We start from the raw sequence: 22175 nt of genomic DNA, 5'->3' as shown, positions 1-22175 counted from the left end.
ACCGGTGATCAAGGTGTGCCCGGCGCAACAGGGGTCGCGCACCGGCGCCGAACCCCTATCCCAGCACGGCTTCGCGTTCCTCGGTGATGATCGCTTCGACGTCGAGGTCGTAGTTGCAGAGAATCACGCCGGTCCAGTCGCGGTCGAGGTAGATCGACCAGTTGGTGCTGCCGCCCGCGATCCCGCCGCCGTGCCCGATCACCCGCTGCCCGCGATACAGCGCGGCGACCGGGCCGTAGGCGTGGAAACCCTCACCGCGCAACGGATCCTGGGGTCCCATCGGCGCGGCGCTGACCTTCCCGTTGACGTAGAGCTCGTGGTACGCGCGGCCGAGCAGTTTCCCGTCCCGCAGCGCGCGGGCGAACGAAAGCAGGTCCGGTGCCGAGGCGAACCCGTTGCCACCGCCCGATCCGATAAAGGCTCGAGCCGAGTTCGAGCCGGGTGCGCCGCCGATCACCGCGCCCTTGTCCAGGTTCCGCACACCGTCCACACGGGACCCGTCCGCCTGCAGGATGTAGGGGTGGGCGATCCGGGGGTCGCTGAGCCATTCGGGCCGGGTGTAGTAGGCGGAACGGTCCATCCCGGCCGCCAGGAAGATGTGCTCGCGGACGTAGGTGTGGAACGGTTTCCCGGAAACCGCGGCCACCAGCTCACCGAGGATCTCGTAGGCCGGGCTGTTGTAGGCCTTCTTGGTGCCCGGCGCGTCCTTGATGATCATTTCCCTGGCGTACTGCCGCAGGTACTCGGTGCGTTCCTCGATGCTGGTGAAGATGTGCCCGCCTCGCCCGGCCGGGTCCGGGTGGGCGAGGCCGGAGGTGTGCGTGAGCAGGTGGTGCACGGTGACCTTCTCCGCCACGTCGGCGGGGAAGCCGCCGAGGTGCTGGCCGAGTTTGTCGTAGAAGCGCAGCTTCCCGCGCTCGGCCAGCTGGACCACGGCCAGCCCGGTGAACGGTTTCGACGCCGACGCCAGCGCGTAGATGGTGTCCGTGCGATTCGGGATGCCACGTTCGGAGTCGGCCATGCCGTAGGAACGGGTCAGCACCGGGTGGTCGCGGTGGGCGACGAGCACGGTACCGGAGAACTCGTCGGCGTCGGCGAGCCGGCGCAGGTAGCGGTCGTAGCGGCCGCCGGACAGCAGGGCGCCGGGCGGGGTCGCCGTCGCGGTGCCGGGGAGCGCGAGCAGTCCACCGGCGGCCGCGGCCATGGTGAGCAGGGCACGTCGTGAAGGCTGGGTCATGCCCGCGATCGAAGCGGAAACCGTGTTTCCCGGGTGTTTTCTCGCCTGTTTCAGCCGTGCAGCTCGCGGTAGGTCCGCACGGCACCGGGGTGCAGCGGGACCTCACCGGTGCCGATCAGCGTGCGCACGTCGAGGAACTGCGCGCCGACCGCCTCGGCGGGCACCAGGTCGGCGGCGTGGCCGACCAGCACGCGCACCACGGCGGCGGCCACGTCGTCCGGCAGGGCGGGGGAGCAGGCGAGCAGGTTCGCGGTGCCGATGGTGGGCACGTCGCCGACACCCTCGTACGCGCCAGCGGGGACGCGGACCTGCTCGTACACCGGCCCGTGCACCGACCGCAGCAGCGGCAGCGCGCGGTCGAGCGCCAGCAGCCGGATCGGGGTTTCCCGGTCCAGCTCGGTGATCGCGGGCGTCGGCACGCCGCCGGACCAGATCAGCGCGTCGACCCGGCGCTCGCGCAGCGCGGCGATGGCGTCGTCGAGCAGCAGCGTGCTCGGCTCCACCTCGATACCGGAGAGCACGAGCATGCGCTGCGCCAGGAAGGCGGCGCCGGAGAACCGCGAGCCGATCGCCACCGGGCGCCCGGCGAGCCCGGCCAGGTCGCGGACCGGGCCGTCGGCGCGGACGACCACCTGCAGGTAGTTCTCGTAGACCCGGCCGAGCGCGCGCAGTGGCACCGGGCCGGGGAACGGGTCCTGGCCGCGCACCGCGCTCTGCCCCACGTCGGCGAGCACCATGCCGAGGTCCACGGTGCCGTCGCGGACCTGGTTGACGTTGGCGACGCTGGCCTCGGTCACCACGGCCTCGCAGTGCAGCGCCGGTTCGGCCTTGGCGATCTCGGCGGCCAGCAACTCGGCGAAGGCCAGGTAGAAGCCGCCGCGTTCACCCGCCGCGATGGTCAGCTTGCGTTCCGGGCCGCGGTACCCGCCGCCCGCGCAGCCGGTGGCGAGCAGCGCCAGTCCGCCGAGGAGGAGGCTGCGCCGTCTCATGAGGACACCACCGGGAGTTCGACGCGGACGGTCAGGCCGTGGGGTTGGGTACCGTGCAGGCTCAGGCGGCCACCGTGTGCGGTGGTGAGCCGTTCCGCGATGGCTAGGCCGAGCCCGGTGCCGCGCGGCGCGCCGTCGCCACCGCGTCGCCAGAACCGTTCGGTGGCCTTCGCTCTGTCCTCTTCGGACAGCCCAGGACCGTTGTCCCGCACCAGGATCGCCGCGGTGTCGTCCTGCACCGAGGCGCTCAGCGCCAGTTCGGGACCGCCGTAGCTGATGGCGTTGTCGAGCAGTACGTCCAGGATCTGCGCCAGATCGGATTCGGGGCAGCGCAGCAGCACGTCCGGGACTTCGCCGACTTTGATGTCCACATCGGACCGATCGGCAGACGGCCGCCACGCGTCGACCCGCTCGGCGAGCACGCTGCGCAGTCCGGCGTGCTCGGGTGACCCGGCCGCCGCGGCCCTGGTCGCGGTGCTCTCGGCGACCGCGAGTGCGAGCAGTCCGTCCAAAAGGGACTCCAGGCGCTCCACTTCGGTCACCGTGGCCTGGTAGGTGCGCTGCCCGCCCTCGTCCACCCGCGGGGCCAGCGAATCCACCCGCAGGCGCAGTGCGGCCATCGGGTTGCGCAGCTGGTGGGAGGCGTCGGCGACCATGCGCCGCTGCTGCTCGGCCGATTCCAGCACGGCGTCGGACATCTGGTTGAACTCGGCCGCGAGCACGCGCAGCTCCTTCGGGCCGGTGCTGGCCGGCACCTGCACACGTCGTCCACCGGCGACCGCGAGCACGCCGTCTTCCAGCTGCCGCAACGGTTTCAGCACCCAACGCGCGAACAGCCAGGCCAGCGCGGCGAAGGCGAGCGCGGCGGCCACCGCGCCGAGCCCGGTGAGCAGCCAGCGCCGCCCGACGTCGGCCGCGGCGGCGTCCACCGAAGCCCGCAGCAGCACCACCCCGGCCACGCGGGTGCTGGGGCCGACCGGGCGCGCGAACATCACCGGCTCCGCCGACCACGGGCCGACGGTCTCCGGTGCCGGGGTGGCCTGGTTGCGGAGGGTGGCTTCGACCAGCGCGCGCACCGGCGGCTGGTCCACGCTCAGCTCCCGGCTCTCCACCAGAGGCCGCCGGTTCGCGTCGACTACCAGCACCGGTTCGTTGTATAACGACCTATACGATTCGGCTTCGGTGCGCAGCATCGCCGTGTCGCCGGATTCGACGGCCTGCTGCGCGAGCAGGACAAAGCGGTCGACGTCGGCGTTGCGGCTGATCACCAGCTGCTGGGTGCGCTGCTCCGCGGTGGCCGACAGCAGCGGCACGGCGAACCCGGCGACCGCGGCCAGCGCGAACACCAGCAGCGCGACGAGCAGGCGGGCACGCACGCCGATCAGCCGCCGAGCCGGTAGCCGAAGCCGCGGATGGTGGTGAGCAGGCCCGGCCGGTCGAGCTTGGCGCGCAGCTGGGTCAGGTGCACGTCCAGCGAGCGCGACACGGCGAGGCTGGCGTCACCCCACACCTCGTCCATCAGCTGCTGGCGGCTGACCGCGGTGCCGGGGCGGCCGGCCAGCACGGCCAGCAGGGCGAACTCCTTGGTGGTCAGCGTGACCTCGGTGCCACCGGCCAGCACCCGCCGGGCCGCCAGGTCGATCTCGACGTCGCCGACGCGCACGACACCGGGCCCGTCGCTGTCGCGGGCGCGCCGGGCGACCGCGTCCATGCGCGCGAGCAGTTCGGCCAGCCGCACCGGCTTGGTGAGGTAGTCGTCGGCGCCGAGGCGCAGCCCGCGCACCACGGACTGCTCGTCGTCACGCGCGGTGATCACGACCACCGGGACCGCCGAGACCTGCCGGATCCGGTGCAGCACCTCGAGGCCGTCGGTGTCGGGCAGGCCGAGGTCCAGCAGCAACAGGTCGGCGCCGGGGTGCCGGGCGAGCGCGTCGCCGCCGCTGGCGGCCCTGGTCACCACGTGCCCGCGCGCGTCCAGCGACTCGGTCAGGGCGTCGGCCACCCCGTCGTCGTCTTCGACGAGCAGCACACGCACGGCCGGTCCCTCCACCTCGAGCTTTCCCGCGCATTGTGCCGTACGGCGGCTACCAGCGAGTAGAGGTGGCGCGCCTGCGGGCGGCCGATCGCGGCTGGATAACCTTCGTGCGTCAGCAACGGCACGAGGGCTAGGGAGTGCATACGTGGGACGGTCCGTTCTGGTCACCGGGGGTAATCGCGGCATCGGCCTGGCGATCGCGCGCGATCTCGCGGCGCAGGGGCACAAGGTCGCGGTGACCCATCGCGGTTCCGGGGCTCCCGACGGCCTGTTCGGCGTGCGCGCCGACGTCACCGACGCCGAGCAGATCGACGCCGCGTTCAAGGAGGTCGAGGAGCACCAGGGCCCGGTGGAGGTGCTGGTGTCGAACGCGGGCATCACCGACGACACGCTGCTCATGCGGATGGACGAGGAACAGTTCACCCGGGTGGTCGACGCGAACCTGACCGGGGCGTACCGCGTCGCGAAGCGCGCCAGCCGCGCGATGCTGAAGGCGCGCTGGGGCCGGTTCGTGTTCATCTCCTCGGTGGTCGGCCTGACCGGTTCGGCCGGGCAGGTGAACTACGCGGCGAGCAAGGCCGGGCTGGTCGGTCTCGCCCGGTCGCTGGCCAGGGAGCTGGGCTCGCGCAACATCACCTCCAACGTGATCGCGCCGGGCTTCGTCACCACCGAGATGACCGACGAGCTGCCCGAGGCCCGCCGCAAGGAGATCCTCGCCACGATCCCGTCCGGCCGGTACGCCGACCCTGCTGAAATCGCGGCGGCGGTGCGCTTCATCGCGTCCGACGACGCGGGCTACGTCAACGGTGCGGTGCTGCCCGTCGACGGTGGTCTCGGCATGGGCCACTGACCCGTCTTCCCACGAACTTGGAGGTATTTGTGACCGGACTGCTCGAAGGCAAGCGCCTGCTGATCACCGGGGTGATCACCGACGGCTCGATCGCGTTCCACGCCGCGAAGGTGGCGCAGGAGCAGGGCGCGAAGGTGGTGCTCACCGGGTTCGGGCGGATGTCGCTGGTCGAGCGCATCGCCAAGCGCCTGCCCGAGCCCGCGCCGGTGATCGAGCTGGACGTGCAGAACAACGAGCACCTGGACACCCTCGCCGACCGGGTGCGCGAGCACGTCGACGGGCTGGACGGGGTGCTGCACTCGATCGGGTTCGCGCCGCAGAGCTGCCTGGGCGCGCCGTTCATGGACGCGCCGCGCGAGGACGTGTCGGTGGCGGTCGAGGTGTCGGCGTACTCGTTCAAGTCGCTGACCGCCGCGGTGCTGCCGCTGCTGGGCGAGGGCTCGTCGGTGGTCGGCATGGACTTCGACGCGCGCGTGGCGTGGCCCGCCTACAACTGGATGGGCGTGGCGAAGGCGGCGCTGGAGTCGGTCAACCGCTACCTGGCGCGCGACCTGGGGCCGAAGGGCATCCGGGTGAACCTGGTCTCGGCCGGCCCGGTGAAGACCATGGCCGCGAAGTCCATTCCCGGCTTCGGGGAGCTGGAGGACTCGTGGGGCGAGCGCGCGCCGCTCGGCTGGAACACCGAGGACCCGACGCCGGTGGCGAAGTCCATCTGCGCGGTGCTCTCGGACTGGCTGCCCGCCACCACCGGCTCGATGATCTGGGTGGACGGCGGCGTCCACGCCCTCGGCCTCTGACGGCTGACCAGCAGAACACTGCCGACTGCCGACACGAATGTGGCTTTCGGGGCGAAATCCGCCCCGAAAGCCACATTCGTGTTCAGGCGCCCGGTGCCTCGATCAGGTCGAGGTCGCGGACGCAGAAGCGGTGGTGCTCGAAGGTCTCGTCGAGCACCGTGCCGAGGCACTGCCGCACCGAGCGCCCCCGGGCGTACGGCGGCCAGACATCGTCGTCGGGCACCGGTGCTCGCGCGGCGAGTTGCCCGGCGGTGACCTCGTCGAGCCAGGCTTGGAGCTCGGCGGCCTGTGCCTCACGGACGCGCACGATCTCGTCGAGGGCCGGATCGACCGAGAGGTCGAGCCCGTGCGCGCCGCGGTAGGGCTCGACGTCCGGCCCGATGCCCATCGGCGTGAACGGCTCGGTCGAGCCCAGGCAGCAGCGGCGGAACCACGAGTCGTGGACGAAGACCAGGTGGCGCAGCGTCTGCGCCGCCGACCACTCGTTGTTCACGCCGCGGCGCTCGATGCCGGGCGTACGGCGGATCCGCTCGATCGTGGCGGCCCAGCCGGTGTGGAGCTGACGCGATGCTTCCCGCAGGTCGGCCGGGTTTTCGGAACGGATCAGCGTCCGCACCGGATAACGCCGGTCGAGTTCCGCTTCGACGTACTCGGTGACCTCGACGCCGTTCACCACGAGGTTGGTGACGAGCCCGTCGATCACGGCGTCCCGCATGACCACGCCGAGCAGGCGTGCCCCGGTCAGGTCGCACTCGCGGAACTCCGCGCCCCGCAGGTCCTCTTCGGCATACCGTGTCATGCTCCGCATCCTAGATCCCCGGGTGTCACCGGCGGTTGGCGTCGGCGACGTGCCAGCTGTCCTCGTGCAGGTGGTACCGGGTGATCAGGCCGTCGGTCACGGTCAGTTCGATGGCGAACCGGGTCTCGATCCAGCGATCGGTGGCCCGGATGCGCGAGCGCAGGTGCCCGGTGCGCACCGCGTGCTGACCGTCCACAAAGGTCCGCTCCACTTCGTACACGTTCCGCTCCAGGTAGCGGTCCAGCTCCACGAAGAAGTCACGGACCTCGGCGCGCGTGGTGCGCTTGCCGATCCACGGCACGGTCGCGGTGTCGCCGGGGATGTCCCAGTCCACGGTTTCGGCGAACAGGGCGGCGATCCGCTCGGGGTCGTACTCCGCCATCCGGCGGTCCAGCTCGGCCAGTACTTCACCAGTGTTCATAGGTTTTCCTTTCACTTCAGGGTTTTCACGCGGGAACCAGGACGGCCCGCTGCTGCCGGGACGAAGCGAGCGCGACCCCGCCGAGCGCCACCACGCCGACCGCGATGCTCACCCAGGTCACGCTGAGGTACCCGAGCCCGGCGTCGATGGTCAGCCCGCCCAGCCACGGCGCCAGCACGATGCCGACGTTGAACGCGGAGACGTTGCTGGCTCCGGCCAGCGTCGGCGCCGACGAGGCCAGTGCGAACACGCGGACGTTGAGCGCGGGATTGGTGACAAAACCGGTCAGCCCCAGCAGGAACGCCGCGGCCACGGCGACCGTGACCGAGCTGCCGGCGGCCGCCAGCACGGCCAGCACCACCACCGCCGCGCCGATCCCGCCCGCGAGTGTCCTCAGTGGATGGACGTCGGCGAACCGCCCGCCAGCGGTGATGCCGATGACCGCGCCGACGCCGTACAGCCCGAGCACCGCGGGCAGCCAGTTCGACGGCAGCCCGCTCACCTCGGTGAGCAGCGGCGCCAGATAGCTGAAGGTGGCCATCGCCATCGCGGTGCTGGCCGAGGTGATGCCGAACGCCAGCCACAGCTGCGGATTGCGGTAGGAGCGCAGTTCACCGCGCAGGCTCGGGCGCTCGGCGGCTGGCCGCACCGACGGCACCAGCAGCAGCACACCGGCCATCGCGACCGCGGTCAGCACCGCCACCGCCCAGAACGCCGAGCGCCAGCCCGCGACCTGGCCGAGCCAGGTACCCGCGGGCACACCGAGCACGTTGGCCACGGTCAGCCCGCCCGCCACCACCGCCAGCGCCCGGCCGCGCCGCTGTTCCGGCACCATGGCCACCGTGGTGACCGCGGCGACCGCCCAGAACCCGGCGGCGGCCGCGGCGCTGACCACGCGGGAGGCGAACAGCAGGCCGTAGGCGGGGGACAGCGCGCCGACCACGTTGCCCAGCAGGAAAACCGCGAGCATGCCGAGCAGGGTGAGCTTGCGCGGCAGCCGGAGCGTGGCCGCGGCCAGCAGCGGCGCGGAGACCAGCATGCCGACGGCGAACGCGGAGATCAGCAGCCCGGCGTCCGGAATGCTCACGCCGAGATCGGCGGCGATCGGCGGCAGCAGCCCGGAGAGCATGAACTCCGAGGTGCCGAGCGCGAAGATGCTCAGCGCCAGTACGTAGACGGCGATCGGCATCGGCGTCCCCTTCTTTTTGGATCGAATGGTTCAAAATCTGGGCAGCATGCGGCCGCCCTCGGCTGGATGACGGGATCAGAGCGTGCTGAGCGCCAGTTCGGCGAGCTGTTCGAGGGTGGCGCGATCGGTGCCGCCGCGTGCGCCCATCCGCAGCGCGCTGATCTGGCTGTGCAGGAACCGGGCCAGCAGCAGGGGATCGCGCTTCGTGTCGATCTCACCCGCGCGCTGACCGGCGGCGACCACCGCGCCGATGGCGGCCACGTAGCGCTCGGCGTCCTTCGCCAGCTTGGCGCTGATCTCCGGATCCTTGCCGCCGAGCTCGGCGACCGTGTTCACCGCGAGGCAGCCCCGGTTGTCGCCGGTGAACTCGTCCTCGACGGTGCCGAGCAGCAGGGCCCGCAGCTTCTCGCGCGGCGGCGGTCCCGGTTGCTCGAGGAAGTCGATCTGGTGCTGCGTCGCGGTGTCGCAGTAGTGCTGCAGCGCGCGGACGAACAGCTCCCGCTTGCTGCTGAAGGTGTTGTAGATGCTGCTGCGCCCGAGGCCGGTCGCCTCGCAGAGCTGCTGCGTCGACGTGCCTTCGTAACCGCCCTGCCAGAACGCGCGCATGGCGCGGTCGATGGCGGCGTGCTCGTCGAACTCCCGTGGGCGGGCCATGGCGGGTACCGTACCTGTTTTGGACTGGCTGATGCAAAACCCCCGGGCAAGCGTGGCCGGGATCACCGGGGGAAGATGGACACCGTGGGTTACGACGCGCTGCTGTGGTTGTCCTTCGGTGGTCCGGAAGGACCGGACGAGGTCATGCCGTTCCTGGAGAACGTGACGCGGGGCCGGGGGGTGCCGCGGGAGCGGCTCGAAGAGGTCTCCGAGCACTACCAGCACTTCGGCGGGGTGTCGCCGATCAACCAGCTCAACCGCGACGCGATCGCGGCGGTGGAGAAGGAACTCGCGGCGCGGGGCGTCGGCCTGCCGGTGTACTTCGGCAACCGCAACTGGAAGCCGATGGTGGAGGACACGCTGGCGCGGATGCGGGCCGACGGCGTGCGCCGCGCGCTGGTCTTCCCGACGAGCGCCTACGGCGGTTACTCCGCGTGCCGCCAGTACGACGAGGACATCGAGCGCGCGCGGGCGGCGGTCGGCGAGGACGCGCCGGAACTGACCAAGCTGCGCCAGTTCTTCGACCACCCGCTGTTCGTCGGTGCCTTCGCCGACGCGCTGCGCACGGCGCGGGCGGAACTGGAGGACGCCGAGAACGCGCGCGTGGTTTTTGTGGCGCATTCGGTGCCGGTCAGCGCGGACGCCGCGGCCGGGCCGCCGTCCGAGGGCGGGCACCGGTATTCGCGCCAGATCGCCGAGGCGGCGCGCCTGGTGGCGGCCGAAGCAGGCGTGGAGAGCTACGACGTGGTGTGGCAGTCGCGGTCCGGGCCGCCGCAGGTGCCGTGGCTGGAGCCGGACATCGTCGACCACATCGACGCGCTGCACGCCGAGGGCGTGCGCTCGGTGGTGGTCTGCCCGGTCGGGTTCGTCTCCGACCACCTCGAAGTGATCTGGGACCTGGACAACGAAGCCGCCGAACGCGCGGGGGAACTCGGCATGGGGTTCGCGCGCGCGGCCACGCCGGGCAGCGATCCGCGGTTCGCCGAGCTGGTGGTGGAACTGGTGCGGGAGCACGTCGCCGGGGCGCCGGCGCGGAAGCTGTCGGAGTTCCCGGCCGCGGGCTGCACGGTCAACGGCGCGCCGTGCGCGGTCGCCTGCTGTGAACCGGCGAAGCGGCCGGCCAGCTGACCTAGGGCGCGTTTCACCAGTCTTGTTCGCGCTCTTCGCGCCCAGGCGGCCCCTGGCGGCACCGGGCCTTCGGCCGAGTACGCCCAGTACAAGGCCGAACGCCCGGCACCGCCAGGAACCACCTGGATCACGAAGCCCATCGAACAGACTGGTGAAACCCGCCCTAGATGACGCGGTAGTGCGTGGTGAGCCGCCGGTTGTCGTCGAGCACGTGGAAGGCGACGGCCGGGGGTGCGCCGGGGTCGAGGAACTCGTCGGCCGGTTCCCACGGCAGCACGAGCGTCGAAGCCACACCGGGCGCGACGAGCAGCGGCAAGCCCGCGAAGGTGGTCGCGCCGCCGGTGTGCGCGTGACCGCACAGCACCGCGGCGACCCCGGGATACCGCGCGAGCAGCGCGGCCAGCCGGTCTTCACCGGTTTGCCGGATACCGTCGATGAACGGCACGTGCAGGTCCACCGGCGGGTGGTGGAAGCACACAAAAACCGGCGCGTCCCCGGCTTCGGTGAGGACCGTTTCCAGCCACGCCAGGGTGTTGCCGTCGAGGAAACCGCCGTCGCTGCCCGGCACGGTCGAGTCGCACAGGGCAAAAACCGCGCCGCCCGCGCGGTGTACCTGGTTGATCGGCGCGTCGCTCGCGGGTTCACCGAACAGGACCTCCCGGTACGGTCCGCGCGCGTCGTGGTTTCCGGGGCAGTGGAACACGTTCCGCGTGCCGGCGAAGAGCGCGGCGGCCTCGGTGTATTCGGCCGCCAGGCCGTGGTCGGCCAGGTCGCCGGTCACCAGGACCGCGTCGAGCCCGGTCAGTTCACCGAGCCGGGCGAAAACCCGGGCCGCCCGGTCGGTGCGCCGCGGGTCGCCGTCGAGGTGGAGATCGCTGATGTGCGCGAGGACGATCACGGCAGGAGGTCGGGCTGGTCGGCGAACACGCGGATGGTCTCGTTCACCGCGGCGAAGCGGGCGGTGCGGACGGCGTCGTGCAGGGGACGCAGGGCGTCCGCGCGGCGCAACGCGGCCGACGCCGACAGCGCGCCGCCGGGGTCGTCGGCGTTGGCCAGTGCCAGGATCGCGCCGATCTCCTCGGCACGCTGGAGCACGCGCAGCGCCCGGCCGGGGGTGCCCTGCGGCCAGCTCACGTGCGCGGTGCGGCGCAGGCGCTCGGACAGCTCCGCCCGCACCCCCGGCCGTTCCCTGGCCACGTCGAGGCTCTGCAGCGCACCCGCGCTGTCCCTGGTCGCGCTGGTCAGCCCGTGCTCGGCCTCGCCGAGCGCGATGTACTCCATCGGGGCGGCCGTGGTGATCCGGTGGACCGTCCAGCGCAGCAGGCCCTCGGCGATCGTCTCCGGCACGACGCCGTAACCGATCTCGGCGAACACCACCGCCTCGCCCGAGCGCAGCGCGGCTTCGGTCAGCGGGCCGCCACCGCCGAGCCCGCGCACGTCGCCGGGCACCGGCAGCACGAACCGGGCCGGGCCCGCCCCGAGCCGGCGCAGCGCGGTCAGGAAGGTGGCGAGCCCGGCCGGGCGCTCACCGGCGACCGGGATGTCGAAGGCGTCGGCGCCGAGCGGATCGGCCGCCACCACTTCGTGGTCCTCACCCCACACGCGCTGTGCGTCGAGGACGTCGTCGGAGGCCGCGGCACCGTGGAGCCACGCCGAGGACCAGACCGCGAGGGACGCACTGGGACAGCACACGGATAACAAGCGTACCTGGCCCTGGAGCTGGTCCACGTCGACGCCGGGCCGGTCGGTCAGTAGCGTCGGAGGGGTGAACTCCGCACCAGCACACCTTCCCCGCACCGCGGGGGAGCTCCGCGCCGCCGGGTACACCTCGCGCGGCGTGAAAACCGAGATCCACGACAACCTGCTCACCGCCCTGCGTGCCGGGAAGGACCCGTGGCCGGGCATCGTCGGCTTCGGCCGCACCGTGCTGCCGCAGCTGGAACGCGCGCTGCTGGCCGGGCACGACGTGGTCCTGCTCGGCGAGCGCGGGCAGGGCAAGACCCGGCTCCTGCGCACCCTGGCCGGCCTGCTCGACGAGTGGACTCCGGTGATCGAGGGCGCCGAGCTGCCCGAGCACCCGCTCGACCCGATCACCCCGGCGTCGCGGCGCCGGGCCGCCGAACTCGGCGACGACCTGCCCGTGGCGTGGCTGCACCGCAGTGAGCGCTACACCGAGAAGCTGGCCACGCCGGACACCTCCGTTGGTGACCTGATCGGCGACGTCGACCCGGTGAAGGTGGCCGAGGGCCGCAGCCTGGGTGACCCCGAGACCATCCACTTCGGACTGGTACCGCGCGCGCACCGCGGCGTCGTGGCCATCAACGAGCTGCCCGACCTGGCCGAGCGCATCCAGGTGGCGCTGCTCAACGTGATGGAGGAGCGGGACATCCAGGTCCGCGGGTACACCCTGCGGCTGCCGCTGGACGTGCTCATGGTGGCCACCGCGAACCCCGAGGACTACACCAACCGCGGCCGGATCATCACCCCGCTCAAGGACCGCTTCGGCGCCGAGATCCGCACGCACTACCCGCTGGAGCTGTCGGCCGAGGTGGGGGTGGTGCGGCAGGAGGCGCGGCTGGTCGCCGAGGTGGGCGACCCGCTGCTGGAGGTGCTCGCCCGGTTCGTCCGCAACCTGCGTGAGGCCAGCGTGATCGACCAGCGCTCCGGGGTGTCCGCCCGGTTCGCGGTGGCGGCGGCGGAAACCGTGGCCGCGGCGGCGCTGCGGCGGGCCGCGCTGACCGGCGAGGAGCCCGCGGTCGCCCGTCCGATCGATCTCGAAGCGGTGCCCGCCGTGCTGCGCGGCAAGCTCGAGTTCGAACCGGGGGAGGAGGGCCGCGAGACCGAGCACCTGGTGCACCTGCTGCGCCGGGCGGTCGCCGAGACCGCACGCGAGCGGTTCGCCGGGCTGGACCTGCGCCCGCTCGCCGACGTGATCGCCGACGGCACGCTGGTCGCCACCGGGGACCGCGTCCCGGGTGCCGACGTGCTCGGCGCGCTGCCGGAACTGCCGCTGCTGCACGAGGTCGCGCACCGCGCCGGGGTGTCCGCCGACGACTCGCCGGGCCGCATCGCCGCCGCGGTGGAGCTGGCACTGGAATCGCTGTACCTCGCCCGCCGGGTGGCCAAGGACGAGGACGGCACCAGCACGGTGTACGGGCCATGACCTACGCGTACGGGCCGTGGCACGACGGCCCCGATCCGCTGGCCCCACCGGCCGACCTCCGCGCCGCGCTCGACGAGATCGGCCGCGACGTGCTGGGCGGCTCGTCACCCCGCGCCGCGCTCGAGGAATTGCTGCGCCGCGGTACCCGCACCACCACCGGGCTCGACGAGCTGACCCGCCGGATCTGGCAGCGGCGCTCGGAAATCCAGCGGCGCAACAATCTCGACGGCACGCTCAACGAGGTCCGGCGCCTGCTGGACGAGGCGCTCGACGCGGAAAAGCGCGCGCTGTTCCCGGACCCGTCCGACGACGCGCGCTTCGACGAGGCCCGCCTGGACGCGCTGCCGCCGGGCACCGCGGCGGCGGTCCGTGAGCTGGCCGAGTACCCGTGGCGTTCCGAGCAGGGCCGCGAGAACTACCAGAAGATCCAGGAGCTGCTGGGCAAGGAGCTGCTGGATTCGCGGTTCGAGGGCATGAAGGAGGCGTTGCAGAGCACGCGGCCGGAGGACGTCGAGCGGGTGCGTCAGATGCTCGCCGACCTCAACGCGCTGCTCGCCGCGCACGCGCAGGGCTTTTCCGACGTGCACGAGCGCTTCACCGAGTTCATGCGGCGCCACGGCGAGTTCTTCCCGGAGAACCCGAAGAACGTGGACGAGCTGATCGACGCACTCGCCGCCCGCGCGGCGGCCGCGCAGCGCATGCTCAACTCGATGACCCCGGAGCAGCGGGCCGAGCTCGCGGAGCTGTCGCAGCAGGCGTTCGGCAGCCCGGAACTGGCCCAGCAGCTGTCCAATTTGGACGCTCAGCTGCGGGCGCTGCGGCCGGGGGAGGACTGGGAGTCGGCCGGCCGGTTCCGCGGGAACAACCCGATGGGGCTCGGCGAGGGCGCGCAGGCGATGGCCGACCTCGCCGAGCTGGACGCGCTGGCCGAGCAGCTCGCGCAGTCCTATCCCGGCGCCAGCCTGGACGACCTCGATCTGGAGGCGCTGACGCGCCAGCTCGGCGAGGACGCCGCGGTCGACGCCCGTCGACTGTCCGAATTGGAGCGTGAACTGCGCGGACAGGGCTTGTTCGAGCGCTCGCCCGACGGCTCACTTCGCTTGTCGCCCAAGGCTTTGCGGCGGCTGGGGGAGACCGCGCTGTCGGATGTGGTGCGCACCCTGCGCGGGCGCACCGGCGAACGCGAGACGGCCTCGGCCGGGGCGGCGGGGGAGCCGACCGGCTCGACCCGGCCGTGGCGGTTCGGTGACACCCAGCCGTGGGACGCCTCCCGCACCGTGCGCAACGCCGTGCTGCGCACTGCTTCCGCAGGCGGCGCGGCGGTCCGGCTGGACGTCGCCGACGTGGAGATCACCGAGACCGAGCACCGGTCACGCGCGGCGGTCGCGTTGTGCGTGGACACGTCGTGGTCGATGGTGCAGGAAGGTCGCTGGCTGCCGATGAAGCGCACCGCGCTGGCGCTGCACCAGCTGATCTCCACGCGGTTCCGCAACGACGCGCTGCAGCTGATCACCTTCGGGCGGTACGCCGCGCCGGTGGAGCTGGGTGACCTGGTCGGCCTGGAGGGGGCGTGGGAGCAGGGCACGAACGCCCACCACGCGCTGCTGCTGGCCGGACGGCACCTGCGGCGGCACCCCGACGCGCGGCCGGTGGTGCTGATGGTGACCGACGGTGAGCCGACCGCCCACCTGGAGGCCGACGGCGTGGCGGAGTTCTCCTACCCGCCGCTGCCGCAGACCATTCGCCGGACCATCGGCGAGGTGGACCGGCTGGCGAAGCTGGGCGCGGCCGTCACCGTGTTCCGCCTCGGTGACGACCCGCGCCTGACCTCGTTCGTGAACCTGATCGCCCGCCGCTCCGGCGGCCGGGTGGTGGCGCCGGACCTGGACGGCCTCGGCGCCGCCGTAGTCGACGACTACCTGCGCAACCGGCGCTAGTGTCCTGAGTCGTTAATTCGTTGGCAGTAGGCGGCGAGGGATTCGAGGATCTGGTCTGCGGTGCGGGTCCAGACGTAGGGCTTGGGGTCGGTGTTCCACTGTTTGATCCAGTTGCGGATGTCTTTTTCCAGGGCTGAGACCGAGCGGTGGACGCCCCGGCGGAGCAGTTTCACGGTGATCTCGGCGAAGAAGCGTTCGACCAGGTTGAGCCAGCTCGAACCGGTCGGGGTGAAGTGCGGGTGGAAGCGCGGATGTTTGAGCAGCCACGTTTTCACAGCCGGGGTTTTGTGTGTTGACAGGTTGTCCAGGATGAGGTGCACGTCCAACTCGGCGGGCACGGTCTTGTCGATGGTGCGCAGGAACGCGAGGAATTCCTGGTGCCGGTGGCGGCGTTTCACCGCGCTGATCACCTGACCGGTGGCGATTTCGAGAGCGGCGAACAGGCTGGTGGTGCCGTGCCGGACGTAATCGAAACTCTGTCGTTCGGGCACGCCGGGCAGCATCGGCAACACGGGCGCGGACCGGTCCAGTGCTTGGATCTGGGACTTCTCGTCCACGCACAGCACCACCGCCTTCCCCGGCGGATCCAGATACAGCCCGACCACGTCGCGGACCTTGTCCACGAACAGCGGATCCTTGCTGATCTTGAAGGTGTCGACTTTGTGCGGCTTGAGGCCGAACGCCCGCCAGATCCGCGACACCGCCGACTGCGTCATCCCGGTCTGCGCCGCCAGTGACCGGGTCGACCAGTGCGTCGCGTTCACGGGTGTGGTTTCCAGCGTGGTGACGACCACGCGCTCGACCTGGTCGTCGGTGATCGTGCGGGGCCGACCGGGGCGCGGTTCGTCGGACAGGCCGTCGAGCCTGTCACGGACGAACCGTGCCCGCCAGGTCGCCACCGTGCTCCGGTTGAGCCGTAGTCGTTCGGCGATGTCGGTGTTGGAACCACCTTCGGCGCAGGTGAGCACGATCCGTGCTCGCATGGCCAGTCCCTGAGCGGTGGTCCGGCGCCGCGTCCAGCCTTCCAGGATGCGACGTTCCTCGTCGGTCAGGGTCAGCGGCACCAACTTCGCACTCGGCATCAACCCAGACTACGGTGACCAAAAATTAACGACTCAGGACACTAGCCCGCGTACGACCAGGGCCGCCTGAGTCCCTCGCCCATGTCACGAATGTGGCTTTCGAGACGCGAAACGTCTCGAAAGCCACATTCGTGACATCCGCCCGGTCAGCGCGTACCGGCGTCGCGCTGGAGTTCGACGTCCCGGACTCCGGGCACGTCCTGCAGCGCGGCGACCCCGGCCTGCCCGATCGACCCGGTGACCGCGCCGATCGGCTCGAGCACCGAGTCCACGGTCAGCCCCGCCTGCTCCAGCGCCCGCACCACGGCCGGGATCTCCGCCAGCCGCTCGTCGGCGATGGACACGATCACTTTGCGCTGCTCGGCCATCGCCGCTCCTCGCTGCTCAGGCTCAGGGTGCCTGGACCAGTCCAACACCGGAGTCCTGCGAAGACAACCCGGTGCGCAGCGAGCACTGCGACAGCCTGCCCCACAGCTCCCAGCCCCGCGCGCCGTACTTCTGCGCGATGAGCGCGGCCAGCCCGGACACGTGCGGCGTGGCCATGCTGGTGCCGCTGATCGTGCGGTAGCGCTTCGGCATCGGCCACGCCGAGTGCACGTCCACGCCCGGCCCGCCGATGTCCACGCCGTGGCCGGGATCGACCGAGCCGGAGGAGAAGTCGGCGATCGCGCCCGCCGAGTCGACCGCGCCGACGGCGAGGATCGACGGGCAGTTCGCCGGGTGCCCGATCGGGGCGATCCGCCCCTGCGCGCGTTCGCTGGCGTTGCCCGCCGCGGCGATGATCAGCGTGCCGCGCCCGAGCGCGCGCTGGGCGACCTGCTCGTAGACCGGCGAGTACGGGTCACCCGGATTGGTGTCCGCGCCCAGCGACATCGAGACGATCGCGCAGCCGTTGCCGATCGCCCACGAGATGCCGGCGAGAATGCCGCCGTCGGAGCCGGAACCGGAGTTGCCGAGCACCTTGCCCGCGTAGATCTCGGCTTCGTGGGCGATGCCGTAGCCCGGCCCGCCGTCGACCTTGCGCGGTCCGCACGCGGTGCCGATGCAGTGCGTGCCGTGGCCGTTGCCGTCCTGCACGTCCTCCCCGGAGACGAACGAGCTGGTGGTCACCACGCGCCCGGCGAAGTCCGGGTGGCCGACGTCGAACCCGGTGTCCAGCACGGCCACCCGGATGCCCTTGCCGCTCAGCTCGCTCTCGTGCGCCCTGGTGGCCTGCAGGCCCCAGGTGAACAGCGTCTCGTCCACCTCGGCCTGCTCGACCGCCGGCGTGCCCGGTGAGATGGCGTAGACGGTGCGTTCCGGCTCGATCCGCGAGATCGGGCCCGGCCGGTCGGCCGCCGCGGTGAGCGCGGCGACCTGGTCCTCGGCCGCGGTCACCACCGCGACGCCCAGTTCGTGCAGCAGCAGCCCGTCGGCGTCGCCGAGCGAACCGGCCGTGCTGGTGTCGTACAGGTCGGCCGTGCTCGCCGTGCGGAGCCCGGCGACGTCGGCCATGCTGCGCGCCCCCGCGACGGCTGAATCCTCTTCCAGCAGAACCAGATACCGCCCCGTGGTCCCGCTCGCCCCGTCGGTCATGGTTGTTCCCCTCGTGCTCGAAAAGTGTGCCTCTTCGTGAATCGGCTTCCGGGCACGAGTTGCAACAGACCGGACATCACTGTTTGGTAGCGATCAGTTCCGCTCAGTGACAGCGATTTTCGCTCCGCGGGCGGGCACCATGGTGATGTGGCGGGCCTTGGGCCGTTCGGGTGTCCGGCGTTCGGGGGTCAGGTGGTAGCGCCGCAGCACCTCGCGCAGCACCACGGTGGCCTCCATCAAGGAGAACCCGGCGCCGAGGCACCGCCGCACCCCGCCGCCGAACGGGAACCAGGTCCCGGCGGGCGGCGTGCCCTCGAGGAACCTCTCCGGCCGGAACTTGCCCGGGTCGGGGTGGTGCGCCGGATCCGACTGCACCAGCGCGATCGACGGCTGCACGGTGTACCCGGCGGGCAGCAGGTAACCGCCGACCTCGACGTCCTCGGTGAGCCGCCGGGCCACCTCGTGGATCACCGGGTGCAACCGCATCGCTTCCTTGGTCACCGCTTCGAGGTATTTTTCGTCGTTGTCGTCCGCGGCTTCGGTGGCGGAGCGCAGGCACGCCGGATTCCGGGCGAGTTCGTGGAACGCCCAGCCGAGCGTGGTGGCGGTGGTTTCGTGCCCGGCCAGCAGCAGCGTGATCAGCTGGTCGCGCAGTTCCGCGTCGGTCAGCGGGTCGTCACCGGGCACGGTCAGCAGGCGGGACAGCACGTCGCCGCGGTCGGCCAGGTCACCGGCGCGGCGGCGGTCGGCGATCTCGGCGTAGATCAGCCGGTCGATCTCGCGCTGCTGCTCGGCGTTGCGCTTCCACGGGCCGAACTTCTGCAGCTGGGGGCTGTGCCAGCCGAAGATGTCCAGCGGGCCGATGTCGAGCAGGCGGCGCAGCAGCACGCGCAGCCGGTCCAGCCGCGGCCCGTCGGTCACGCCGAAGACCACCCGCAGGATCACCTCCAGCGTGAGCACCTGCATCCGTTCGTGTGACCGGAACACCCGGCCGCGTGGCCAGCGCTCGACCTCGGCCACGGTCAGCTCGGTGACCATCTCGCGGTACCCGCGCAGCGCCGAGCCGTTGAACGCGGGCAGCAGCAGCTTGCGCGCCCGCAGGTGCTCGTCCTCGTCGGTGAGCAGCACCGAGTGCTCACCCATCAGCGGCTTGAGGATGGCGTTGCCCTCACCGGCGTGGAAGGTGGTGGCCGGGCCGGTGAACACCGCCTTGATGTGCTCGGGATCGGACAGCGAGACCACGTCCCGCTCGGGGTAGATCCGCAGCCGCACCACGTCGCCGTACCGGCGGCGCGCCAGCGGCAGCAGGAACTGCCGGAAGTTGCCGAAGAGCACGGTCTGCACCGCCACCGGCAGGCGCGGGCCGGGTGGCAGCGTCCGGCCCGCCGAGGCGGCGGAGCCGGTGGGACGGGTCGGTGCGGTGCTGGTCATGGCAGGTCCTCCCGAGGCGTCTGCCCCCGATTTATACGCGCGTATAGATCGGCTGTCCAGGCGGCAGCGACTACCCTGTGCTGGTGGGTCACCGCGAAGAACTGCTGGCCGCCGCGCGGCGGCTGCTCGAGGACAAGGGCTACGCGCACATCACCGCGCGTGACCTGGTCGCCGCTTCCGGCACGAACCTCGCCTCGATCGGGTACCACTTCGGCTCCAAGGCCGGGCTGCTCAACGCCGCGATCGGCGAGGTGTTCGAGGAGTGGACCAACCAGCTGGCCGATCTCGCGATGGCCGAGCCCGGCGTGCCGCCGATCGAACGCGGCCGGGTGACCTGGGCGGCGTTCCTGGACAACCTGGACACCCACCGCGCGCTGCTGCTGTCCTATGTGGAGGCTCTGGCGCAGGCGGAGCGGATGCCCTCGCTGCGCGAGCAGTTCGCCGCGCAGTACCGGCGCTGCCGGGCCAGGGTGGCCGGGCTGGTGGCGCAGTCGCTGGGGGAGGGCTGGTCGGCCGACGACCCGCGCTGCGCGGCGGTGGCCAGTTTTGTCATCGCCGTCTGCGACGGGCTTTCCGTGCAGTGGCTGCTCGATCCGGAAGGCGCACCCAACGGCGAGGACCTGACCGCGGGACTCAACGCACTTTGGTCTGCTTCGGCGGAATGGACAGCGCGCAGCTCCGTTGAGGGTGGCGGTGGGCCGGCGGGCCGGGAGGGTTGACCCTCACGCGACGTGAGGACCCAGAGTGGTCCGCGTCAGGGCCGGGGAAGCACCGGCCGAAGGGGAAAGGGGGAAACCGTGGGCCTTCCGGTCGGCCGGGTGGCCGAACTCGCCGGGGTGACCGTGCGCACGCTGCACCACTACGACGAGATCGGCCTGCTCACCCCGAGCGGCCGCAGCGCCGCCGGGTACCGCCGCTACAGCGAGGCGGACCTGGATCGCCTGCAGCGCATCCTGCTCTACCGGGAGCTCGGCTTCCCCCTCGAGACGATCGCGGCCATTGTGGACGAACCGTCGGCCGACCCGATCGCGCACCTCGAGCGGCAGCGCGAGCTGCTGCGCGAGCGGATCGAGCGGTTGCGGCGCATGGCCGAGGCCGTCGAGCACGTGCTGGAGGCGAAAAAAATGGGTGAAGCGCTGACGCCGGAGGAGAAGCTGGAGGTGTTCGGCGGGTTCCGCGAGCCGGCGGGCTACGCCGAGCAGGCCGCCGCGCGCTGGGGTGGCACGCCGGAGTGGCAGTGGGCCCAGCGCCACCGGGAGCCGATGGGCAAACAGGACTGGGCCGAGGCCGAGCGGGTCCGCCAGGACTGGGTCGACCGGCTGCTGGCGCTGCTGGACGCGGGCGCGGCCCCGGACAGCGAGGCCGCGATGGACCTGGCCGAGGAGCACCGGCGCATGCTGGGCGCGTTCATGGGGGAGTGCGGGTACGAAATGCACCGCAACGTCACCGCGCTCTACGTGACCGAGCCGGTGCAGCTGGGCTTCCTGGTGCGCGAACCGGACCAGCGGCCGGGCCTGGCCGAGTTCGTCCGGGACGCCGCGGTGGCGAACGCGGCCCGCGCGCGGTAGCGGCCCGCCCTCCCGGCCGGTGATCCATCCCACCGGGCGGGAGGGTGCGCCGGCGGAAAGCTTACGCTGGTGCGTATGGATACTTGGTCTTCGATCGACGTGCCCCGGGTGCCAGGGAACCCCCGTCCGCTGCGGCTCCACGACACCTCGACCGGGCAGGTCCGGCCGACGGCCCCCGGATCGACGGCCCGGTTGTACGTCTGCGGCATCACCCCGTACGACGCCACCCACCTCGGGCACGCCGCCACCTACCTGGCGTTCGACCTGGTGAACCGGCTGTGGCGGGACGCCGGGCACGAGGTCCACTATGTACAGAACGTGACCGACATCGACGACCCGCTGCTCGAGCGGGCCGAGCGCGACCAGGACGACTGGGTGGTGCTCGGCATGCGGGAGACGGCGTTGTTCCGCGAGGACATGGAGGCGCTGCGGGTGCTGCCGCCGCGTGACTTCGTCGGCGCGGTGGAGACCATTCCGGAGATCGTCGAGGTGATCGGGAAACTGCTGGCCAGCGGGCTGGCGTACCGGGTGGACGACCCCGAGTACCCGGACATCTACTTCGCCAAGGACGGCAGCGGCCGGTTCGGCTACGAGTCCGGGTACGACGCCGCGACCATGGCGGAGTTCTTCGCCGAGCGCGGCGGTGACCCCCAGCGCCCGGGCAAGCGCGACCCGCTGGACGCGCTGCTGTGGCGGATGGCACGGCCGGGTGAGCCGTCGTGGGAGTCCGAACTGGGCGCTGGCCGCCCCGGCTGGCACATCGAGTGCAGCGCGATCGCGGTGAACCGGCTGGGCATGGGCTTCGACGTCCAGGGCGGCGGCTCCGACCTGGCCTTCCCGCACCACGAGTACAGCGCCGCGCACGCCGAGGCGCTGTCCGGCGAGTTCCCGTTCGCCCGGCACTACGTGCACGCGGGCATGATCGGCCTCGACGGCGAGAAGATGTCGAAGTCCAAGGGCAACCTGGTTTTTGTTTCGCGGCTGCGGGCGGACAAGGTGGACCCCGGCGCGATCCGGCTGGGCCTGTTCGCCGGGCACTACCGCAGCGACCGGTCGTGGACCAGCGAGGTGCTCGAGACCGCCGAGGCGCGGCTTTCACGGTGGCGTGAGGCCGTCTCGCTGCCCGCCGGACCGGCCGCCCAGAGCACTGTGGACCGGCTGCGCGAGCACCTCGCCGACGACCTCGACACGCCGAAGGCGCTGGCCGCGGTGGACGCCTGGGTTTCCGAGGCGCTGACCCGCCGGGGCACCGACAGCGCCGCGCCCGGTCTGGTGCGCGACGCCGTCGATGCCCTGCTCGGGATCGTCCTGTAGCCGATC

Annotated in this window: 22 protein-coding genes; 8 read left to right on the top strand and 14 right to left on the bottom strand. The window is 71.7% G+C overall.

Annotated features, from left to right (window positions below):
- Positions 1 to 55: 55 nt before the first annotated feature.
- The 4 genes from A4R43_RS11140 to A4R43_RS11125 are packed head-to-tail and all read right to left on the bottom strand — an operon-like array spanning position 56 to position 4261.
- Entirely contained in the window at positions 56 to 1237 is a 1182-nt protein-coding gene (locus A4R43_RS11140; RefSeq protein WP_113692270.1) for a serine hydrolase domain-containing protein, read from the bottom strand.
- Positions 1238 to 1287: 50 nt separating this feature from the next.
- A complete protein-coding gene (locus A4R43_RS11135; protein ID WP_113692269.1) occupies positions 1288 to 2226 on the bottom strand; it encodes a TAXI family TRAP transporter solute-binding subunit in 939 nt (312 codons plus the stop codon).
- Complete coding sequence (locus A4R43_RS11130) at positions 2223 to 3602, bottom strand: sensor histidine kinase (RefSeq protein WP_113692268.1); 1380 nt, start codon at positions 3600 to 3602, stop codon at positions 2223 to 2225. The genes A4R43_RS11135 and A4R43_RS11130 overlap by 4 nt, the downstream gene beginning before the upstream one ends.
- A 5-nt stretch (positions 3603 to 3607) precedes the next feature.
- Positions 3608 to 4261, bottom strand: coding sequence for a response regulator transcription factor (locus tag A4R43_RS11125; RefSeq protein WP_113697495.1), 654 nt, complete (start codon positions 4259 to 4261; stop codon positions 3608 to 3610).
- 145 nt (positions 4262 to 4406) lie between these two features.
- Between A4R43_RS11125 and fabG the strand changes: the two genes are divergently transcribed.
- Complete coding sequence (gene fabG, locus A4R43_RS11120) at positions 4407 to 5111, top strand: beta-ketoacyl-ACP reductase (protein ID WP_113692267.1); 705 nt, start codon at positions 4407 to 4409, stop codon at positions 5109 to 5111.
- 29 nt (positions 5112 to 5140) lie between these two features.
- A complete protein-coding gene (gene fabI, locus A4R43_RS11115; protein WP_113692266.1) occupies positions 5141 to 5908 on the top strand; it encodes an enoyl-ACP reductase FabI in 768 nt (255 codons plus the stop codon).
- A gap of 82 nt (positions 5909 to 5990) precedes the next feature.
- Here fabI and A4R43_RS11110 read toward each other — a convergent pair whose 3' ends face one another.
- The 4 genes from A4R43_RS11110 to A4R43_RS11095 all read right to left on the bottom strand — a co-directional run bounded on the left by A4R43_RS11110 (position 5991) and on the right by A4R43_RS11095 (position 8971).
- Entirely contained in the window at positions 5991 to 6707 is a 717-nt protein-coding gene (locus A4R43_RS11110) for a DinB family protein (RefSeq protein ID WP_205215296.1), read from the bottom strand.
- 25 nt (positions 6708 to 6732) lie between these two features.
- Complete coding sequence (locus tag A4R43_RS11105; RefSeq protein ID WP_113692264.1) at positions 6733 to 7128, bottom strand: nuclear transport factor 2 family protein; 396 nt, start codon at positions 7126 to 7128, stop codon at positions 6733 to 6735.
- A gap of 25 nt (positions 7129 to 7153) precedes the next feature.
- Positions 7154 to 8317, bottom strand: coding sequence for a Cmx/CmrA family chloramphenicol efflux MFS transporter (locus A4R43_RS11100; protein WP_113692263.1), 1164 nt, complete (start codon positions 8315 to 8317; stop codon positions 7154 to 7156).
- A gap of 75 nt (positions 8318 to 8392) precedes the next feature.
- The gene (locus A4R43_RS11095) at positions 8393 to 8971 is read right to left on the bottom strand and encodes a TetR/AcrR family transcriptional regulator (protein ID WP_113692262.1); all 579 of its coding nucleotides are present in this window, start codon (positions 8969 to 8971) and stop codon (positions 8393 to 8395) included.
- An 84-nt stretch (positions 8972 to 9055) separates the two neighbouring features.
- On the opposite strand from A4R43_RS11095, the gene A4R43_RS11090 reads away from it, so the two are divergent.
- Positions 9056 to 10099, top strand: a complete 1044-nt coding sequence (locus A4R43_RS11090; RefSeq protein ID WP_113697494.1) for a ferrochelatase — start codon at positions 9056 to 9058, stop codon at positions 10097 to 10099.
- A 163-nt stretch (positions 10100 to 10262) separates the two neighbouring features.
- On the opposite strand, the gene A4R43_RS11085 is transcribed toward A4R43_RS11090, so the two are convergent.
- Both A4R43_RS11085 and A4R43_RS11080 read right to left on the bottom strand, forming a co-directional pair.
- Positions 10263 to 10997 (bottom strand): metallophosphoesterase, encoded by a 735-nt coding sequence (locus tag A4R43_RS11085; RefSeq protein WP_113692261.1) that lies wholly within the window; start codon positions 10995 to 10997, stop codon positions 10263 to 10265.
- On the bottom strand, positions 10994 to 11791 hold the full coding sequence (locus A4R43_RS11080) for a hypothetical protein (RefSeq protein WP_113692260.1): 798 nt from the start codon (positions 11789 to 11791) through the stop codon (positions 10994 to 10996). The genes A4R43_RS11085 and A4R43_RS11080 overlap by 4 nt, the downstream gene beginning before the upstream one ends.
- Positions 11792 to 11864: 73 nt before the next feature.
- On the opposite strand from A4R43_RS11080, the gene A4R43_RS11075 reads away from it, so the two are divergent.
- The gene (locus A4R43_RS11075) at positions 11865 to 13262 is read left to right on the top strand and encodes an ATP-binding protein (protein WP_113692259.1); all 1398 of its coding nucleotides are present in this window, start codon (positions 11865 to 11867) and stop codon (positions 13260 to 13262) included.
- On the top strand, positions 13259 to 15199 hold the full coding sequence (locus tag A4R43_RS11070; protein ID WP_113692258.1) for a vWA domain-containing protein: 1941 nt from the start codon (positions 13259 to 13261) through the stop codon (positions 15197 to 15199). Before A4R43_RS11075 ends, A4R43_RS11070 begins: the two co-directional genes overlap by 4 nt.
- Here the strand turns inward: A4R43_RS11070 and A4R43_RS11065 are convergent.
- The 4 genes from A4R43_RS11065 to A4R43_RS11050 all read right to left on the bottom strand — a co-directional run bounded on the left by A4R43_RS11065 (position 15196) and on the right by A4R43_RS11050 (position 19287).
- Positions 15196 to 16281 (bottom strand): IS630 family transposase, encoded by a 1086-nt coding sequence (locus tag A4R43_RS11065; RefSeq protein WP_113692257.1) that lies wholly within the window; start codon positions 16279 to 16281, stop codon positions 15196 to 15198. The two genes, A4R43_RS11070 and A4R43_RS11065, sit on opposite strands and share 4 nt — an antisense overlap.
- Positions 16282 to 16427: 146 nt before the next feature.
- Positions 16428 to 16649 carry a hypothetical protein gene (locus tag A4R43_RS11060; protein WP_113692256.1) on the bottom strand — a complete coding sequence of 74 codons (222 nt, stop codon included), beginning with the start codon at positions 16647 to 16649 and terminating at the stop codon, positions 16428 to 16430.
- A 22-nt stretch (positions 16650 to 16671) separates the two neighbouring features.
- Complete coding sequence (locus A4R43_RS11055; RefSeq protein WP_113692255.1) at positions 16672 to 17856, bottom strand: S8 family serine peptidase; 1185 nt, start codon at positions 17854 to 17856, stop codon at positions 16672 to 16674.
- Between the two features lie 93 nt (positions 17857 to 17949).
- The gene (locus tag A4R43_RS11050) at positions 17950 to 19287 is read right to left on the bottom strand and encodes a cytochrome P450 (protein WP_113692254.1); all 1338 of its coding nucleotides are present in this window, start codon (positions 19285 to 19287) and stop codon (positions 17950 to 17952) included.
- 83 nt (positions 19288 to 19370) lie between these two features.
- Here A4R43_RS11050 and A4R43_RS11045 point away from each other — a divergent pair, with 83 nt between their 5' ends.
- The 3 genes from A4R43_RS11045 (at position 19371) to mshC (ending at position 22169) form a co-directional block, all read left to right on the top strand.
- Positions 19371 to 20006, top strand: a complete 636-nt coding sequence (locus tag A4R43_RS11045) for a TetR/AcrR family transcriptional regulator (protein ID WP_113697493.1) — start codon at positions 19371 to 19373, stop codon at positions 20004 to 20006.
- Positions 20007 to 20084: 78 nt separating this feature from the next.
- Entirely contained in the window at positions 20085 to 20855 is a 771-nt protein-coding gene (locus A4R43_RS11040) for a MerR family transcriptional regulator (RefSeq protein ID WP_113692253.1), read from the top strand.
- Positions 20856 to 20930: 75 nt separating this feature from the next.
- Positions 20931 to 22169, top strand: a complete 1239-nt coding sequence (mshC, locus tag A4R43_RS11035; protein ID WP_113692252.1) for a cysteine--1-D-myo-inosityl 2-amino-2-deoxy-alpha-D-glucopyranoside ligase — start codon at positions 20931 to 20933, stop codon at positions 22167 to 22169.
- Positions 22170 to 22175: the final 6 nt, after the last annotated feature.

The organism is Amycolatopsis albispora, assembly GCF_003312875.1.
Lineage (GTDB): Bacteria > Actinomycetota > Actinomycetes > Mycobacteriales > Pseudonocardiaceae > Amycolatopsis > Amycolatopsis albispora.
Note: the sequence above shows the minus strand (reverse complement) of the source record. Positions and strands in the feature narration are given on the sequence as shown.